Here is a 17,461-nt window from a genome sequence, read left to right as displayed (position 1 = left end):
GCCACTCGGCTCCGCATTACTATCGTGTGAGCGCTGTGCGCACCCGATAGCCGAGCACTTTTTCGCAGGCCCGTTATCGGGTGTATTCACTGGTAAAAGTAAGGTGAAATAACCTTGCGGTCATCTTTTGGTTCAGAAAAACGCAGGCACCAGACGACTGGAGTATAGGCTGGCAGCGCGACTGTTCGGCCTGGGGATACACGCAGGTGATAGTGGCGAGTTGCGCGAGAGGGACGGTCATCGCTCCTTGTTCGCTGTCCATACGCCATACCGCGAGCCACGCCTCATGCTCGTTACGCAGGCCAAAGGCCAACCACGGTGAGGATAATGTGGGCATACCCAACGGCCAGAAAGGCTGTAGATGCGGAATTTTCTCGCGAAACGTTTTATACAGCGCAATCCCTTCCTGAACCAGCGCAAAACGTTCTTCACTCAACTCCGCCAGATGACCACTCTGATGCACCCGCAGCAGCATGCTGTTAACCATATTCATCACCACTTCTTCCCGATCCCCCTCACGCAGTGGATAAGACCAGATAGCAGCTTGCTCAGGAGTGACTGCTGACGCTGCGGCAGCAGCGATAGCCGCCATGAGCCGATAGTCGGTTTGATCGGTAACGGATTGAATACTGTGCTGTTGCAGCATCGCGTAATCCATCCGTAAACCACCGCTGCCGCAGTTCTCGATCACCAGTTGTGGGTAGCGTTGCATTGTTTTCTGCAGCCAGGCTAGATAGGCACGGTTATGTTGCAACAGGCCATCGCCGCTGCTGTCGGCTTGGTAGTCAGTACCGCTGCCTGCATTGATGTTGTAATCCATTTTGATATAGCTAACACCGTAATCCTCGACCAGGCGCGTGATGATCCGTTCGGCATGTTCTTGTACCAATGGGTGGCGGAAATCGAGCTGATAGCGCTGGTGGTCGATAACCCGTTTGCCATGACGCTGGAAAAAACACTCATCGGGCAGCTTTTGCGCCAGCGGACAAGCTATGCCCATGACCTCAAGCTCTAACCACAGACCTGATTTCATCCCTTTGGCGGCAATATACTCAAGCGGTTCGTGGATCCCGCCAGGGAAACGCGCGGATGAAGGCAGCCATTCACCGACGCCATCCCACCATTCACCGTCCGAGTACCAACCGCAATCAATACAGAAATATTCGCAGCCAGCCTTTGCGGCTGCATCAATCAACGGCAGCAACTTTTCAGTTGTAGGGTCACCTGAGAGGCAGTTCATATAATCATTGAAGATCACTGGTAGCTGCACATTATCCTGTGAAGGGCGCATTATTCGTCGACGATAGCGCGTTATCTCTTGTAGCGCCTCTTGCAGCCCGCCGTGTACCTGGCTTACGGCAACAGGCACGGAGGTAAAGGTTTCACCGGGTAGTAGTTGTTTCCACCAGTGATTTTCGTTTTCCGTTGGCCCGCTAGCCTGCAAATAGAGACGATTACGGAAATCGCCGATCTCCCATTGCCACGAACCGTTATGCTCAATTTGCCAGAGTAGCGTTGTTCCTGCCGCCGTGTCTTCAAATGCCGCCATTGGAAGATAGCCAATACTGGACCAGGTTCCTGTGTTTTCGATAGCGATACGATTAAGGGAGAAGACATTCACCTTATCCAGCCCAAGCTCTGGTGGTGTGGCGCTTTTCCACTGTGCTTCGCCGTACCAGTTATTATGCGGTAGATGCAGGACGCTATTTTTTTGCCAGGGCAGGCTGTCGATGGCGAACAACGTCAGCGAACTGACATACTCCAGGCCGATAGTATCGGCGCTGGCGTTACGGATATCACACCAGACGCGGGCCGCCTGTAGCCCACGAAAATGCTGTAGATGCCAGCGGGCGTGAACCGCTGGGCTATGTAGATCTATCTCCAGTTTTTTCCCCTGCGCATTTTCGCTTTCCCGATGGGCGTGATAGCGCAGAGAGGAGCCTGGTTCGCTACCGGTATGCTTACGGGCGTGGTGATCGTTTTGATTATGGCCACTGACATGCACCTGAATAAGAGGGAATGCACCCTGTACATCACTCTTTCCGACAAGTAAAAACTGGCTGATATAAATTTGTTGTTCTTCATTTAACTCGAAGGAAATATGGAAGTTATCTTCTTTAAAGTCTATAAAGCTCATCTTGTCGCACCCTTGTATTATTGTCCGATATTTCGCAGTTTTTTTCCTGCCATCAGGTTTTGCTCAATGCGCTCCAGTGAAATATTTTTTGTTTCAGGCACAAAAAGATAGATGATCACGAGGGCGACAATATTCAGTAGCGCATATAAATAAAATGTATGGGCGCTACCTAAACTATTTAGCAATGACAGGAAGGTTGCACTGACAATCATCCCGGCGATGTGACAGGTAAAAGTAGAGCAGGTGATACCAAATTCTCGGCCTTTCAGCGGTTGAATCTCAGAGCACAATAACCAGATAAGCGGCCCGGCAGACATGGAGAAGCCGACGATAAACAGCAACAGCATGGTAACCGTGATACCTTTCTCCAGCGCTGATAACGCATCACCACCCAGCAACGTCCCTACGATGCTCATAGCGAAACCCATCGTGATAAAACCAGCGTACAGCATTGGTTTTCGTCCCCAGCGATCGACGAAGCCGACGGCAATAAAGGTGGCGAGCGTCATCACGAAGCCCACAATAACCGTGCCCCACATCTGCTCGGCTGTTGAAGTGAAGCCAATTTCATGGAATATACGCGGCGCGTAATACATCATCACATTTACGCCAGAGAACTGCTGCATGATTTGCAAAATAATTCCCAGGCTAACACTGCGACGAAAATTCCTGTTTTCTTTGAATAAATTCCAGCCTTGTTGCTTAACGTTGAGCTGTTCTTTAATTTCGCTAAGCTCATTCTCCACCTCTTCACGGCTATTACGCAGGCGGATTAACACTATCCGAGCCTCCTCTTCACGGCCATGCATCATGAGCCAGCGCGGGCTGCGCGGCAGGAATAGCGCCCCGAACAGAAAGACCAGTGAAGGGATGGCGACAACCAGCAGCATACCGCGCCAGTTACCGCTGTAGCTAAAGGCGGTATTGGTCAGAAAAACCAGCAAGATGCCTAGCGCAATCATCAATTGATAGGCTGATATCATTGCACCGCGAATGTTTTTTGGCGTTATTTCAGAAAGATAGAGTGGTGTCGCATAAGATGCGACACCCAGACCGACGCCGAGGATCAGCCGTCCGACGATGAGCATCCCTGGGCCAACTGCGCAGGTGCAAATAATCGCTCCTATGCAAAAGGAGGCCGCGGCGATTAATAAAGCGTATTTACGGCCCAGGCGATAGGCCAGAAAACCGCTACACAGAGTTGCGACGGCGGCGCCGACCATCATTGAACTGACCACCCACTCCTGCTGGCTATCCAGCAGTTGATACTCTTTAGCGATCAGCGGTAGAGCGCCGGAAATGACGCCGATATCCAGGCCAAATAACAGCCCTGCGAGCGCAGCCAACAGGCAAATCCAGATGACTTGGGGGCGCGTTTTATGTTTTTTGGCCGCAGTTGGAAGCGTACTATCTAATGTCATGATATAAGTACCTTTGTTTGTATGATTATTTTTCAGGGCTTTTTGTTTTAATACTTAATCGATTTCGTATTGTTTTATGCTAGATCTGAAAAATAATGATTTCAATGGTTGTAACTGCATAATTGTGATCGTTGCTACACAATAAAGTCGTGTCGAAATGTTTTTTATTGTCACGTAAAAACTAATCAGTTAAATTGGCAGGAATATCCTTGTTCAGAGCTATTTAGTCCATAATAAATATGAATATAAAAGAGCTAGCGGCGTATCTTAATCTTTCGACAGCGACGGTTTCGAAAGCGCTAAATAATAAAAGTGATATTAGTAACCACACCCGTAAAAAGGTACTGGAAGCGGCGGATAAACTGGGTTACCGGCCAAATGCATCAGCCCGCTATTTGCGTAGTGGTAAAACAGGGGTCGTGGCTCTGCTGCTGCCTGCAGCGGATGATGGCAATATCCATACCGCCTCGTTCTTTATGGCTATCGCCAGGGGGCTACAGGCTAGTTTAAAAGAGAGTGCCATCGATCCGGTCATCCATATTTCTACCGATCGCGAAAGTGAGCTACAACTGCTGCATAAAATTGTTGAGCAGAACCGTGCTGACGCGATTATCCTGACAGACACTCGTATTGATGATGAACGGATCCTTCTGCTTGATGAACTAAAGTTTCCCTTTGTGACGATGGGGCAAAGCCGCTCGCTGGGCGGGAACTTCAATTGGGTCGATTTTCATCATGAGGAGATGGGGAAACAATGCGTGCGTGCGGCACTGCGTCTCGGAGCGCAACGTATTGCCATTGCGACGCTTGGCCCGGACAGTATGCATGGCCGTCAGTTCTTGACCGGCTGTTTGCAGGCGTTGGCGGTGCAAGGGATTCATTACCATGACGGGTTGGTTTTCTTTGGCAGCGTAGCTGAATCTTCCGGTGAAGAGGCCGCGCGGCAATTTCTACAGCAGCCAGAGCGGCCTGATTTCATTATTTTCATCAACGACTTTTTACTGATGGGGGCGAGTCACTATCTGGCCTCGTTACCCGAGTGCGGACTCAATGAAAAAAACATGCTGTGTGCCACGGCAAGCAGCGATTTTTCTGTGCGAGTGGTGTCGTCGAGTTGTCTCTTTACCGTCGATCACGAAGAGGTTGGGCGGCAACTGGGGCTGGCGATATTGAGAGTCACTAAAGGGGAAAACCAGGCAAAATCAGTGTTGCTGACGTTGCCGGTAAAAGAGTAAGCGAAGCTTGCTGGTTCCGCAGCGCGGCTATTTAACGTAAGCCAACAGGCTCAGGGAGTCACGTGCCAGCGCTTTGCATTTCTTGGCCGTTGGGATGCCTATACCGCTGAGGTCGCGGTAGCTGTCTTCACCCAACGCTTTCATATTGAAGGTGTCGTAATTACTCAGGTCCCACTGGTTTTGCTGGGCAAAAAAGACCAGCGCGCGACGAATCTGCCCATTTGGCAAATTCTGGTATCCACAGTCATTTTTCAGAAAAACAAAAACTGCCGTTAAATCGGCCATATCTTCGGCTTCGGACTCACTAAGCGCGTAGCTGTTTGCGCATACGGCCATCAGGCTGCCGAACAAAACGGTTCTGAAAAACGTCTTCATTGCTTCTACCACTGCATCACGGAATTTAAACGTTAGCACACTGCGAGCGAAGCGACGACCTTTATTATTAGCCGTTTACTTGACCTTCCCGTAAGGGGAGGGCTTATGCTTAAAAGATAGCCTGCTTAAGCTGCTGAATATAAGGAAGTGATTATGCAACGTCGTGACTTTTTAAAGTACTCCGTGGCGCTGGGCGTCGCGTCAGCGTTACCTCTGTGGAGCCGGAGCGTATTTGCTGCAGACCGTCCCGCATTACCCATTCCAGACCTGTTAACCGCAGATGCCTCTAACCGTATGCAGCTGATCGTGCAAGCCGGACAGTCGAGTTTTGCCGGTAAAACAGCCACGACCTGGGGATATAACGGCAGTTTGCTCGGGCCGGCGGTCAAGCTGAGTAAAGGGCAATCGGTGACGGTGGATATCCATAACCAGCTTGCCGAAGAGACGACGTTGCACTGGCACGGGCTGGAAATCCCCGGTGAAGTCGACGGTGGCCCGCAAGGTATTATTCCGGCGGGTGGGAAACGTTCTGTGACCTTCACACCGGATCAGCGCGCGGCAACCTGCTGGTTCCACCCGCATCAGCATGGGAAGACCGGTCGTCAGGTGGCGATGGGCCTGGCCGGACTGGTGCTGATTGAAGATGAAGAGATTCGCAAGCTGCTGCTGCCTAAGCAGTGGGGCATTGATGATGTGCCGGTGATTATTCAGGATAAACAGTTCTCTGCTGATGGTCAGGTTAACTATCAACTGGACATCATGACCGCTGCCGTCGGTTGGTTTGGCGATACGCTGCTGACCAATGGGGCGATTTATCCTCAGCATGCTGCACCGCGCGGTTGGCTACGCCTGCGTCTGCTAAATGGTTGTAACGCACGCTCACTGAATATCGCGGCCAGCGACAATCGTCCTTTGTACGTTATTGCCAGCGACGGCGGACTGTTGGCGGAGCCAGTAAAAGTAACCGAACTTCCTATGCTGATGGGCGAACGCTTTGAAGTGCTGGTGGATGTGAGTGACGGTAAAGCGTTTGATCTGGTTACTCTGCCTGTGGGTCAGATGGGCATGGCGATTGCGCCATTTGATAAGCCGCATCCGGTGATGCGCGTTCAGCCGCTGCTGATTACCGCTTCCGGCACGTTGCCGGATACGCTGACATCCATGCCGGCGCTGCCATCGCTTGAGGGACTGACGGTGCGCAAACTGCAATTATCGATGGACCCAATGCTCGACATGATGGGCATGCAAATGTTGATGAAGAAGTACGGCGCTCAGGCTATGGCGGGTATGGATCATGGCAAGATGATGGGCCATATGAATAATGACAATATGGGCCACGGGAACATGAAGCATGGCAATATGAACCACGGTGAGATGGGGAATATGCAGCATGGTGACATGGGCAACATGAAGCATGGAACATTCGATTTCCATAATGCCAACCGGATTAATGGTCAGGCGTTTGATATGAATAAACCGATGTTTGCCGCGGCGAAAGGTCAACACGAACGCTGGGTGATTTCCGGTCAGGGCGACATGATGCTGCATCCGTTCCACATTCACGGCACGCAGTTCCGTATTCTGTCTGAAAATGGCAAAGCACCTGCTGCGCACCGCGCGGGATGGAAAGATACGGTGCGGGTTGAGGGCGGCGTGAGCGAGGTGCTGGTGAAATTTGACCACGACGCGCCAAAGGAACATGCCTATATGGCGCACTGCCATTTGTTAGAGCATGAGGATACCGGGATGATGCTCGGTTTTACCGTATAAACAGCGGCGGATAGCGGTGGCGCTATCCGCTAAATGTTTATTCCAAAAACGGATTATTACTCTATCGTCGAGTAAAAGCATTCATATACTGATGAGGTTAATCACTCATCACGAGGTATTCATGACCCTTTTGCGTAAAGTACTGACGGCATCTTTTATTATGCTTCTGGCGGTTTCGGCACAGGCTGCGATGAAGATGGAACGCCAACAGATTTCAAAACTGAATTTAAGTCTCGAAATTCCGCAGACGCTCACGCCAATGCCGGACGAAATGGCAAAAATCAAATACCCTTCTGAAAACCGTCCACAGGTGATTTACGGTGACGAACGCGGTAAAGCGTCTCTAGGTATTACTGCCGGGCGCAACGCGTTGCCTGCCGCTCAGTTGGATATGGCAAAGGATGCGACACTGAAGATGCTTACCAATTTCAAGCCGCAGGCGGAACCTGTCACGGTTGATGGACATAAAGCGTGGCTGATTACTTTCCGTTCTCAAGCGCCGGATACTGAAATTCTCAATATGCTGCTGATTACCTCGCAAAACGAGAAAGCGGTGCAGGTCTCCTTCAATATGACCAAAGATCTGGTGGCTCAGTATCAGGAAGCCGCAAAAGCGTCGTTACTGTCACTGAAGTTTGAATAAAAAAACGCCCGCTGATTAGCGGGCGTTGTCCATTTTACTTCGCGTCGTCCGGCAACGCGTATGCCACGATATAATCGCCCATCTTAGTGCCAAATGAGCCGTGGCCCCCGGCTGATATCACCACATACTGCTTACCGTTAACTTCATACGTCATCGGCGTTGCCTGGCCGCCTGCCGGAAGCCGACCCTGCCACAGTTTTTCACCGTTGCTCATGTTGTATGCGCGCAGATAGTTATCGGCAGTCGCAGCTATAAACAGCACGTTACCCGCGGTGGAGATAGGTCCACCCAGCATCGGCATCCCCATATTGAACGGCACCGGAACCGGCATTGGGAATGGCATGCTGTCCTGTGGCGTGCCAATGCGTTTTTTCCATACCACTTGATTGGTTTTCAGATCTACGGCGGAAATGTAGCCCCATGCTGGCTGTTTACACGGCAGACCAAATGGTGAAAGGAACGGATTGAGCGTTACGCCGAACGGTACGCCGTACTGCGGCTGAATACCGGACTCTGTGCCAGTACCTTTGGCATCTTTCGGCGGCTCCATCGGATTGCCGGGACCGCGTGGGATCAGCTTAGAAACGAACGGCAGCGCCATCGGGTTGGCAATGGCTACCTGACGGTTGGGATCAACGGAAATACCGCCCCATTCGAACATGCCGAGGTTACCCGGGAACACCAGAGTGCCTTGCTCTGAAGGCGGGGTAAAAATGCCTTCATAGCGCAGCTGGTGGAACATTACGCGGCACACCAACTGGTCAAACATGGTTGCGCCCCACATATCCGCACCACTGAGATCTTTTTGCGGACGGAAACTGAGATCGGAGAACGGCTGGGTTTTGCTGACATAATCACCTTTGGCTGCACCTTGCGGCACCGGTTTTTCCGGGGCAGGCACCACCAGTTCACCATTACGGCGGTCGAGCACAAAGATATTACCGGTTTTTGCCGGGGCATAAATGACCGGAATTTTCTCTCCATTGACGTTGATATCCGCCAGGGTTGGCTGCGCCGGTAAGTCCATATCCCACAGATCGTGGTGAACGGTCTGATAGCTCCAGGCCAATTTCCCGGTCGTGGCATTTAACGCCAGAATGGCGCTGGCGTAACGTTCCTGTTCCGGTGTGCGGTTACCGCCCCAGATATCCGGCGTGGTAACGCCCATGGGTAGATATACCAGATCCAGCTTCGCGTCGTAGGCCGCAGGCGCCCAGGAGTTGGGTGAGTTAAAGGTGAAGGTATGTTCATCTGACGGGATGAAATTAGGATCCTTGGCACCGGGATCAAACGCCCATAGAAGCTTGCCGTTATTGACGTCAAAACCACGTATCACCCCGGATGTTTCGCGGGTTGAGTAGTTATCGGTTACCGACCCGGCAATAACGATAGTTTTATCGGTGATTATCGGGGGAGACGTTGGTTCGTACAGGCCCGGTGAGGTATCCGGCATATTGGTCTGCAGATTTAAAATACCTTTATTGGCGAAGGTTTCGCACAGCTTGCCGGTCTCGGCATTCAAGGCAAACAGTCGACCATCATTGACCGGCAAAAGGATGCGGCGCGGACAGTCGGCCATCACCTCTGCAGAAGCTGTATCCGGTCTGGCTTCATGATAAGAAACGCCGCGACAGGTTACGTGCTGGAAGCTGGTATTGGTATTGAGTTGGGGATCGAAATGCCACTTCTCTTTCCCGCTGGCCGCATCCAGGGCGAACAGCCGCTGGTGGGCGGTACACAGATAAAGAGTATCCCCCACTTTTATTGGCGTGACTTCATTGGTGATTTCACCGGGATCGTTGGGTTGTTTTAAATCCCCGGTACGAAATACCCAGGCTTCTTTCAACTGATGAACGTTGTCAGCGTTAATTTGTTTTAACGGTGAGTAGCGTTGACCTTCCTGATTGCGACCGTAAGCCGGCCAATCCTCGTCGGCAACCGCTGAGATTGCATCGGCCTGAGAGGTATCTGCACTCAGCGTGCCGTGAACCTCTTGTGGATCGTTGAAGCCAGCCCAGGTCAGGATACCGCCGCTAATCAGCAGGGCCACCACCAGCGCCGCTACTGCGCCACTGGAAGGGATAATCAGGCGATGCCAGACGAAAGGCAGGATAAGCCAGATACCAAAGAAGACCAGGATGTCGCTACGCGGCGTCAGCGCCCAGAAATCAAAGCCGACTTCCCAGACGCCCCAAATCATGGTGGCGAGAAGCAGGGCGGCATACAGCCAAAGGGCGGAACGGTTACTGCGCCACAGCAGGAGAGCCACACCGAGCATGGCAAGGCCCGCGATCGGGTAATACCAGGAGCCACCGATGGCGACCAGCCAGCCTCCACCAATCAGGAGATATAGTCCACAAAGTGCCGCAAACAGGGCGCTCAGGGTCACGATAAGCCGTTGAGAACGTACGTTGTTATTTGCCATAAAAAATACCATCACAGGTGTTATTTCTTTAATAGCAGTTAATTATAGGAGCTAAAACGCGTGATAAACGTCACATTATGAACTTTATCAACAGATGCCGCGTATGAATGCTTTTGCTGGTATACTGCGTGCCTTGCGCTTAGATGCTGGCTTATTAAAAGTTAGCATTGAGTGATTTGTTTTTAAATCATATGGTTAGAGATATGAAACATACTGTTGAAGTCATGATCCCGGAAGCGGAGATCAAAGCGCGTATTGCTGAACTGGGACGTCAGATTAACGAACGTTACAAGGACAGCGGCAGCGATATGGTGCTGGTTGGTCTGTTACGCGGCTCATTTATGTTTATGGCCGACCTGTGCCGTGAAGTGCATGTCTCCCACGAAGTCGATTTCATGACTGCTTCCAGCTATGGCAGCGGAATGTCCACCACGCGCGATGTTAAAATCCTGAAAGACCTGGATGAAGACATTCGTGGCAAGGACGTGCTGATTGTCGAAGACATCATCGACTCCGGTAACACGTTGTCAAAAGTGCGCGAGATTCTGAGCCTGCGCGAGCCGAAATCCCTGGCTATTTGTACGCTGCTGGACAAACCTACCCGTCGTGAAGTGGATGTTCCGGTTGAGTTTATCGGATTCTCTATCCCAGATGAGTTTGTTGTCGGCTATGGCATTGACTATGCCCAGCGTTATCGCCATCTGCCGTACGTTGGCAAAGTGGTGCTGCTGGACGAGTAATGTCGGGAGCGCCTGATGGCGCTTTGCTTATTCGGCCTGCACGATACTTCCCCGCAGGCCGAAAAGCGACTTAAGCGTCGCTGCCGCTTGTTGGTATCTGCTTGTGATTGGTATGTTTCTGGCTGAGGTTAGACAGCCCCTGGCGATAGCGCTGCTCCAGCGTCTCGCGACTGGTGGCGGTGACGTCCAGATCGCGCAGCAGGCCATCATGAATACCGTAAGCCCAGCCGTGAATGGTAACTTTCTGACCGCGCTTCCAGGCTGAACGCATGATGGTTGAGTGGCCCAAGTTGTAGACCTGCTCCATTACATTCAGTTCGCACAGGGTGTCAATGCGACGTTCCTGCGGCATTTCGCCCAGCAGTGAACTGTGTTTAAACCAGATATCGCGAATATGCAGTAACCAGTTATCAATCAGCCCCTGTTCTTTATTTTCAATAGCCGCCTGTACGCCACCACATCCATAGTGGCCGCAAATAATAATATGTTCCACTTCCAGCACATCCACCGCATACTGAACCACTGAGAGACAGTTCAGGTCGGTGTGAATAACCAGATTGGCAACATTACGGTGAACAAATAATTCACCCGGCTCAAGACCGGTTAAACGTTCTGCGGGAACGCGACTGTCGGAACATCCAATCCATAAAAAGCGCGGATTTTGTGCGTGAGTCAGCGTTTCAAAAAATCCGGGATCCTCTTCTACCAGCATCTTTGACCATAGCGCGTTGTTGCTGATGAGTGTATCTATGTCTTTCATGGAGGCTGTAACCAATTGAATTGCGTTGCGCTAATATAGGTTAACTCCTGATTTATTAAAACCAAATATCAAGCATTAGAATGTAAGGTAAGTAAAAAACCATGACCATTGCTCTGGAACTTCAACAACTTAAAAAAACCTATCCCGGTGGCGTTCAGGCGTTACGCGGAATAGATTTGCAAGTCGAAGCGGGGGATTTTTATGCGCTTTTGGGACCGAATGGCGCAGGCAAGTCCACCACCATCGGGATAATCAGCTCGCTGGTGAATAAAACCTCTGGGCGGGTGAGCGTCTTCGGATACGATCTTGAAAAAGATACCGTTAATGCGAAACGCCAGCTTGGTCTGGTACCGCAGGAGTTTAACTTTAACCCGTTTGAAACCGTGCAGCAGATCGTAGTCAACCAGGCGGGTTATTACGGCGTTGAGTATAAAGAGGCGGTCAAACGCAGCGAATTATATTTAAAGCAGCTCGATTTATGGGAAAAACGTAATGAGCGCGCGCGCATGCTCTCCGGCGGGATGAAACGCCGTCTGATGATTGCCCGCGCACTAATGCACGAGCCTAAATTACTCATCCTTGATGAACCGACGGCGGGGGTCGACATTGAGCTGCGTCGTTCAATGTGGGGTTTTTTAAAGGATTTAAACGACAAAGGCACCACGATTATTCTGACCACTCACTATCTCGAAGAAGCGGAAATGCTGTGTCGCAACATCGGTATTATTCAGCACGGCGAGCTGGTGGAAAACACCTCGATGAAGAGCCTGCTCTCTAAGCTGAAATCCGAGACTTTTATTCTCGATCTGGCGCCGAAAAGCCCGCTGCCAAAACTGGAGGGCTATCAATACCGGCTGGTGGATACCTCCACGCTGGAAGTGGAAGTCCTGCGTGAACAGGGGGTCAACAGCGTGTTCTCACAGCTGAGCGCCCAGGGCATTCAGGTATTGAGTATGCGAAACAAAGCGAACCGACTGGAAGAACTGTTTGTTTCTCTGGTGCATGAAAAACAAGGAGATCGCGCATGATGCAGCTTTATTGGGTTGCGCTGAAAAGCATCTGGGCGAAAGAGATCCACCGCTTTATGCGTATCTGGGTCCAGACTCTGGTTCCTCCCGTCATTACTATGACGCTCTATTTTATAATCTTTGGTAACCTGATCGGCTCGCGAATCGGCGAAATGCATGGTTTTAGCTACATGCAGTTTATCGTGCCAGGGCTGATTATGATGGCGGTAATTACCAACTCGTACGCCAACGTGGCATCGTCATTCTTCAGCGCCAAGTTTCAACGCAACATTGAAGAGCTACTGGTCGCTCCGGTACCGACGCACGTGATCATCGCCGGTTTTGTTGGCGGCGGCGTGGCGCGTGGCCTGTGCGTAGGGATCCTGGTAACAGCGATTTCGCTGTTCTTCGTGCCGTTCCAGGTGCATTCCTGGGTCTTTGTGGCGCTTACGCTGGTGTTAACAGCGGTGCTGTTTTCGCTGGCCGGTCTGTTGAACGCGGTTTTCGCTAAAACCTTTGACGATATCAGCCTGATCCCAACCTTCGTGCTGACTCCGCTGACCTATCTGGGCGGCGTTTTCTATTCGTTAACGCTGCTGCCGCCATTCTGGCAGGGACTGTCCCATCTGAACCCGATTGTCTACATGATTAGCGGTTTCCGTTACGGCTTCCTGGGGATCCACGATGTTCCGCTGGTCACCACCTTTGGCGTGCTGGTGGTGTTTATCGCAGCATTTTATTTGCTGTGCTGGTACCTGATTCAGCGCGGACGCGGCCTGCGCAGCTAAGTCTTTCTTCCTCTCCTTACCCGGGAGAGGAAGACTTTTGATGCTTATCACCATTACGGATTTATCACCCTGATAAACTACTTGCCTGCTAAGGAGGTAGGCAATGCTAGGTTGGGTAATTACCTGTCATGATGATAAGGCACAGGATATGCTGCATCGTCTGGAGAAAAAGTACGGCCCGTTGGTTCAATGCCAGGCGGTGAGTTTTTGGCGTGGGCTTAGCTCGAATATGCTAAGCCGCATGATGTGTCATGCCCTGCATGCTACAGACTCTGGCGAGGGTGTGATATTCCTGACGGATATGGCCGGGGCCGCGCCTTACCGCGTGGCTTCGTTAATGAGCCATAAACATCCCCAGTGTGAAGTGATTTCAGGTATCAGTTATCCATTGCTTGAGCGAATGCTTTCGTCGCGGGAATCGATGAGCAGTTCTGCGTTTCGTGATAGCATCGTTGCGCTTGGCGGGCCCGAAGTCTCTAGCCTCTGGCATCAACAACAGAAAAATCCCCCCTTCGTGTTGAAGCATGATTTGTATGAGTATTAATCATTGGTATTGATGGCGCTTTTGCTACAATAGCCGGGGTTTCTCGCCTCGGTTATCTCATATGGTGATGCGCGTTCTGCTTGTTTTATTGCTCCTGTTTTCTGGCAGCATAGCTGCGGCTTTGCCTGCTCGCTACATGCAAACCACCGAAGCAGCCGCCGTGTGGGCGCAGATTGGCAACAAGATGGTGACGGTAGGAAATATTCGCGCCGGGCAGATCCTCGCCATTGAGCCAATTGCGGCAGACTATTACGAATTTACCTTTGGTTTTGGTACCGGGTTTATTGATAAGGGGCATCTGGAGCCTGTGCAGGGGCGGCAGAAAGTCGATGATGGTCTGGGCGATCTCAATAAACCTCTCAGCAACCAAAGCCTGATCACCTGGAAAGATACGCCGGTTTATAACGCTCCGGATGTTGGTAGCGCCCCGTTTGGCGTGCTGGCGGATAATCTGCGTTATCCGGTTATCAGTAAGCTTAAAGACCGTCTCAACCAAACCTGGTACCAGATCCGTATTGGCGGCAGACTGGCCTATATCAGCGCTCTGGATGCGCAGGAAGACAACGGTATCCCGGTGTTAACCTATCACCATATTCTGCGCGATGAAGAGAATACCCGTTTTCGCCACACCTCCACGACAACCTCCGTACGCGCCTTCAGCAACCAGATGGCCTGGCTACAGGACCGCGGCTACACCACGTTGACGATGTACCAACTGGAAGGCTATGTTCGCAATAATATGAATCTCCCGGCGCGGGCGGTGGTGCTGACTTTTGATGATGGTCTGAAGTCGGTGAGTCGTTATGCTTACCCGATTCTGAAGCAGCACGGCATGAAGGCAACGGCGTTTATTATCTCCTCACGTATCAAGCGCCACCCGCAGAAGTGGGATCCGAAATCACTGCAGTTTATGAGCATCGCGGAACTGAATGAGATCAGGGACGTGTTCGACTTCCAGTCGCATACCCATTTTTTACATCGGGTTGATGCGAATCACCGGCCAATCCTGCTGAGTCGCAGCTATCACAATATTCTGTTTGATTTTGCCCGTTCGCGTCGGGCGTTGTCTCAGTTTAACCCTCACGTTCTTTATCTTTCGTACCCGTTTGGCGGCTATAACGCCACGGCAGTAAAAGCGGCAGGCGACGCGGGATTCCACATGGCGGTCACCACGGTGAGAGGGAAGGTTAAACCGGGGGATAATCCGTTCTTATTGAAAAGACTTTATATTTTAAGAACGGATTCGCTGGAGACGATGTCGCGGCTGATAAGTAATCAGCCGCAGGGGTAAGGGCTGTCAGGCAACCTGTACCGGAATGGCTTTCGCGGTGCGCTTCATTTCGTTGTCGCCTTCAAAATAGGCCACTTTCGGACGCCAGGTGCGGGCTTCTTCATCAGACATGGTGACGAAGCTGGCGATAATCACAATGTCGCCGACTTCAGCACAGTGTGCCGCTGCGCCGTTCACCGAGATGATTCTGGAGCCGCGTTCAGCCGCAATCGCGTAGGTTGAGAAACGTTTACCGTTGGTCACGTTCCAGATATCAATAGCTTCGTTTTCCAGAATACCAGAGGCATCGAGGAAATCCTGGTCGATGGCGCAGGAGCCTTCGTAGTGCAGGTCCGCCTGCGTGACTTTTACGCGGTGGAGCTTGCCTTGCAGCATGGTGCGAATCATAACTTCTATACCCTGTCGTTTACCTTGGCTAAGCAGGCACTACTGGCCTGCTTTGAGAAATTCTCAGGCAGTATTGCCTGATTTTTAACCCCTGTCTACTGGGCTAATGTAACGCTTTGATTATCGATCAGACGTGCCTGACCCAGCCAGGCGGCGGCCAGAATCACCGCGCGTTTACTGGTTTCCGTCAGCTCCAGCAGCGTGTCGGCATCACGAATCTGAATATCGTCGGCACGGAAGCCTTTTTCATTCAGTTCCTGCTCGGCAATGGCAATAATCTCTTCCTGGTCACGATGGCCGGCAAGCAGCTTTTCAGCGATGCCGTTCATCACTTTGTGCAGACCCGGCGCAATTTTTCGCTGCTCTGCGGTCAGATAGCCGTTACGTGAGCTAAGCGCCAGACCGTCTTTGGCGCGAATAATCGGCACGCCAACGATCTCAATGTCATAACCCAGATCCGCCACCATTTTGCGGATCAGTGCGAGCTGCTGGAAATCTTTCTCGCCAAAGCAGGCTATATCTGGCTGGATCAGGTTAAACAGCTTGCTGACGATAGTGGAAACGCCACGGAAATGGCCTGGACGGCTGGCGCCTTCCAGCATGGTGGAGAGACCGGGAACTTCAACGAACGTCTGGCCTTCCAGCCCCTGCGGGTAGATTTCCTCAACGGCAGGCGCAAAAACATAATCGACTTTACGCTTGTTCAGCTTTTCACAATCTTCCTGCAGCGTGCGCGGATAGCGCACCAGATCGTCCGGTCGGTCAAACTGCATCGGGTTGACGAAAATGCTGACGATCACCACATCAGCCCGCGCTTTTGCCTCATCGACCAGCTTCATATGGCCGTCGTGCAGGTTGCCCATGGTGGGAACCAGAGCGACGCGTTTGCCTTCCTGACGCAGACGACGAATATGCTGGCGCAGCAGCGGCAGGGTTTCAATGATTAACACGACAAGACTCCTTGAGTTGCCTGAGGAACCGTAGGCCGGATAAGGCGTTTACGCCGCCATCCGGCAACATGCAGCGAACCGCCTGATGGCGCTACGCTTTTCAGGCCGATATATGGCCTGAAAAATTAGTGAAAACTGTGTTCTTCGCCCGGATAAACGCCGGACTCCACTTCAGCTATATACTGCCGCACTGCGGCGCGCATGTCGCCTGCTTCATTGAGGAAATTCTTCGCAAATTTCGGGATGTGGCCACCGGTAATACCAAAGGCATCGTGCATGACGAGGATTTGTCCATCGGTGACGTTACCTGCGCCGATACCGATAACCGGAATCGACAGCGCTTCGGTGACGCGCTTCGCCAGCTCAACCGGCACGCACTCCAGCACCAGCAACTGAGCGCCAGCGGCTTCTAAGGCCAGCGCGTCATCCAGCAATACCTGCCCGGCGTCGCCGCGGCCCTGAATTTTATAGCCGCCGAAAATATTCACCGACTGCGGTGTTAATCCCAGATGACCGCAAACCGGTACGGCGCGTTCGGTGAGCATTTTTACCGTATCCACCAGCCAGGCGCCGCCTTCAATTTTGACCATATTAGCGCCCGCCCGCATCACCACCGCGGCGTTTTCAAATGCTTGTTCCGGCGTGGCGTAAGCCATAAATGGCAGGTCGGAGAGCAGCAGACAGTTGGGAGCGCCACGACGTACGGCACGAGTGTGGTAAGCAATATCTTCAACGGTGACCGGTAGGGTGGAGTCATGCCCCTGAATCGTCATGCCCAGCGAGTCGCCAACCAGCATCACATTGATGCCTTCGTCGGCAAATAACTTAGCAAAGCTGTAGTCGTAGGCGGTAATGGTTGCGAAGCGTTTTTTCTCTTGCTTGCATTTCTGTAGCAGTGAAATGGTGGTGGGTTTCATAACATTTCCTGATGATGAAAGTCATATTTATCGGCATTCTAACAGTCACATTCAGGGGGGCAATTGTTTTA

16 protein-coding genes are annotated in these 17,461 nt (G+C 51.7%); 8 read left to right on the top strand and 8 right to left on the bottom strand.

Going from position 1 to position 17,461, the window contains the following annotated elements:
- Window positions 1-73: 73 nt before the first annotated feature.
- The gene (locus GFC06_RS00385; RefSeq protein ID WP_200013958.1) at window positions 74-2,137 is read right to left on the bottom strand and encodes a glycoside hydrolase family 36 protein; all 2,064 of its coding nucleotides are present in this window, start codon (window positions 2,135-2,137) and stop codon (window positions 74-76) included.
- Between the two features lie 17 nt (window positions 2,138-2,154).
- Window positions 2,155-3,558 carry a sugar porter family MFS transporter gene (locus GFC06_RS00380; RefSeq protein WP_103766823.1) on the bottom strand — a complete coding sequence of 468 codons (1,404 nt, stop codon included), beginning with the start codon at window positions 3,556-3,558 and terminating at the stop codon, window positions 2,155-2,157.
- Window positions 3,559-3,797: 239 nt separating this feature from the next.
- Between GFC06_RS00380 and GFC06_RS00375 the strand changes: the two genes are divergently transcribed.
- Entirely contained in the window at window positions 3,798-4,793 is a 996-nt protein-coding gene (locus GFC06_RS00375; protein WP_103766822.1) for a LacI family DNA-binding transcriptional regulator, read from the top strand.
- A 27-nt stretch (window positions 4,794-4,820) separates the two neighbouring features.
- Here the strand turns inward: GFC06_RS00375 and GFC06_RS00370 are convergent, their stop codons facing one another.
- Window positions 4,821-5,168 (bottom strand): YacC family pilotin-like protein, encoded by a 348-nt coding sequence (locus tag GFC06_RS00370; RefSeq protein ID WP_003018667.1) that lies wholly within the window; start codon window positions 5,166-5,168, stop codon window positions 4,821-4,823.
- Between the two features lie 153 nt (window positions 5,169-5,321).
- On the opposite strand from GFC06_RS00370, the gene cueO reads away from it, so the two are divergent.
- Together cueO and GFC06_RS00360 are read left to right on the top strand one after the other, a co-directional pair.
- Window positions 5,322-6,938 (top strand): multicopper oxidase CueO, encoded by a 1,617-nt coding sequence (gene cueO, locus GFC06_RS00365; RefSeq protein ID WP_103766821.1) that lies wholly within the window; start codon window positions 5,322-5,324, stop codon window positions 6,936-6,938.
- Window positions 6,939-7,059: 121 nt separating this feature from the next.
- A complete protein-coding gene (locus GFC06_RS00360) occupies window positions 7,060-7,581 on the top strand; it encodes a hypothetical protein (RefSeq protein ID WP_016155709.1) in 522 nt (173 codons plus the stop codon).
- Between the two features lie 34 nt (window positions 7,582-7,615).
- Here the strand turns inward: GFC06_RS00360 and GFC06_RS00355 are convergent, their stop codons facing one another.
- Window positions 7,616-10,006: a glucose/quinate/shikimate family membrane-bound PQQ-dependent dehydrogenase gene (locus GFC06_RS00355; RefSeq protein ID WP_032931273.1), complete on the bottom strand. Its 2,391-nt coding sequence runs from the start codon at window positions 10,004-10,006 to the stop codon at window positions 7,616-7,618.
- 203 nt (window positions 10,007-10,209) lie between these two features.
- Between GFC06_RS00355 and hpt the strand changes: the two genes are divergently transcribed.
- Window positions 10,210-10,746 carry a hypoxanthine phosphoribosyltransferase gene (gene hpt, locus GFC06_RS00350; protein ID WP_016151732.1) on the top strand — a complete coding sequence of 179 codons (537 nt, stop codon included), beginning with the start codon at window positions 10,210-10,212 and terminating at the stop codon, window positions 10,744-10,746.
- A gap of 70 nt (window positions 10,747-10,816) precedes the next feature.
- Here the strand turns inward: hpt and can are convergent, their stop codons facing one another.
- On the bottom strand, window positions 10,817-11,506 hold the full coding sequence (can, locus tag GFC06_RS00345; protein WP_016151733.1) for a carbonate dehydratase: 690 nt from the start codon (window positions 11,504-11,506) through the stop codon (window positions 10,817-10,819).
- A 101-nt stretch (window positions 11,507-11,607) separates the two neighbouring features.
- Here can and GFC06_RS00340 point away from each other — a divergent pair, with 101 nt between their 5' ends.
- The 4 genes from GFC06_RS00340 (at window position 11,608) to GFC06_RS00325 (ending at window position 15,136) form a co-directional block, all read left to right on the top strand.
- Window positions 11,608-12,534: an ABC transporter ATP-binding protein gene (locus GFC06_RS00340; protein WP_046275357.1), complete on the top strand. Its 927-nt coding sequence runs from the start codon at window positions 11,608-11,610 to the stop codon at window positions 12,532-12,534.
- Window positions 12,531-13,301, top strand: a complete 771-nt coding sequence (locus GFC06_RS00335) for an ABC transporter permease (protein ID WP_003829467.1) — start codon at window positions 12,531-12,533, stop codon at window positions 13,299-13,301. Before GFC06_RS00340 ends, GFC06_RS00335 begins: the two co-directional genes overlap by 4 nt.
- A gap of 103 nt (window positions 13,302-13,404) precedes the next feature.
- A complete protein-coding gene (locus GFC06_RS00330; protein ID WP_016151735.1) occupies window positions 13,405-13,845 on the top strand; it encodes a PTS sugar transporter subunit IIA in 441 nt (146 codons plus the stop codon).
- Window positions 13,846-13,906: 61 nt separating this feature from the next.
- On the top strand, window positions 13,907-15,136 hold the full coding sequence (locus GFC06_RS00325; RefSeq protein WP_153689715.1) for a polysaccharide deacetylase family protein: 1,230 nt from the start codon (window positions 13,907-13,909) through the stop codon (window positions 15,134-15,136).
- Between the two features lie 6 nt (window positions 15,137-15,142).
- On the opposite strand, the gene panD is transcribed toward GFC06_RS00325, so the two are convergent.
- The 3 genes from panD to panB form a co-directional block, all read right to left on the bottom strand.
- Window positions 15,143-15,523 carry an aspartate 1-decarboxylase gene (gene panD, locus GFC06_RS00320; protein ID WP_000621526.1) on the bottom strand — a complete coding sequence of 127 codons (381 nt, stop codon included), beginning with the start codon at window positions 15,521-15,523 and terminating at the stop codon, window positions 15,143-15,145.
- Window positions 15,524-15,618: 95 nt separating this feature from the next.
- Window positions 15,619-16,473 carry a pantoate--beta-alanine ligase gene (panC, locus tag GFC06_RS00315; protein WP_016151737.1) on the bottom strand — a complete coding sequence of 285 codons (855 nt, stop codon included), beginning with the start codon at window positions 16,471-16,473 and terminating at the stop codon, window positions 15,619-15,621.
- 125 nt (window positions 16,474-16,598) lie between these two features.
- The gene (gene panB / locus GFC06_RS00310; RefSeq protein WP_153689714.1) at window positions 16,599-17,390 is read right to left on the bottom strand and encodes a 3-methyl-2-oxobutanoate hydroxymethyltransferase; all 792 of its coding nucleotides are present in this window, start codon (window positions 17,388-17,390) and stop codon (window positions 16,599-16,601) included.
- Window positions 17,391-17,461: the final 71 nt, after the last annotated feature.

The organism is Citrobacter braakii, assembly GCF_009648935.1.
Taxonomy (GTDB): domain Bacteria; phylum Pseudomonadota; class Gammaproteobacteria; order Enterobacterales; family Enterobacteriaceae; genus Citrobacter; species Citrobacter braakii.
The sequence above is the reverse complement of the archived record's forward strand: the minus strand, read 5'-3'. Positions and strand labels throughout refer to the sequence as shown.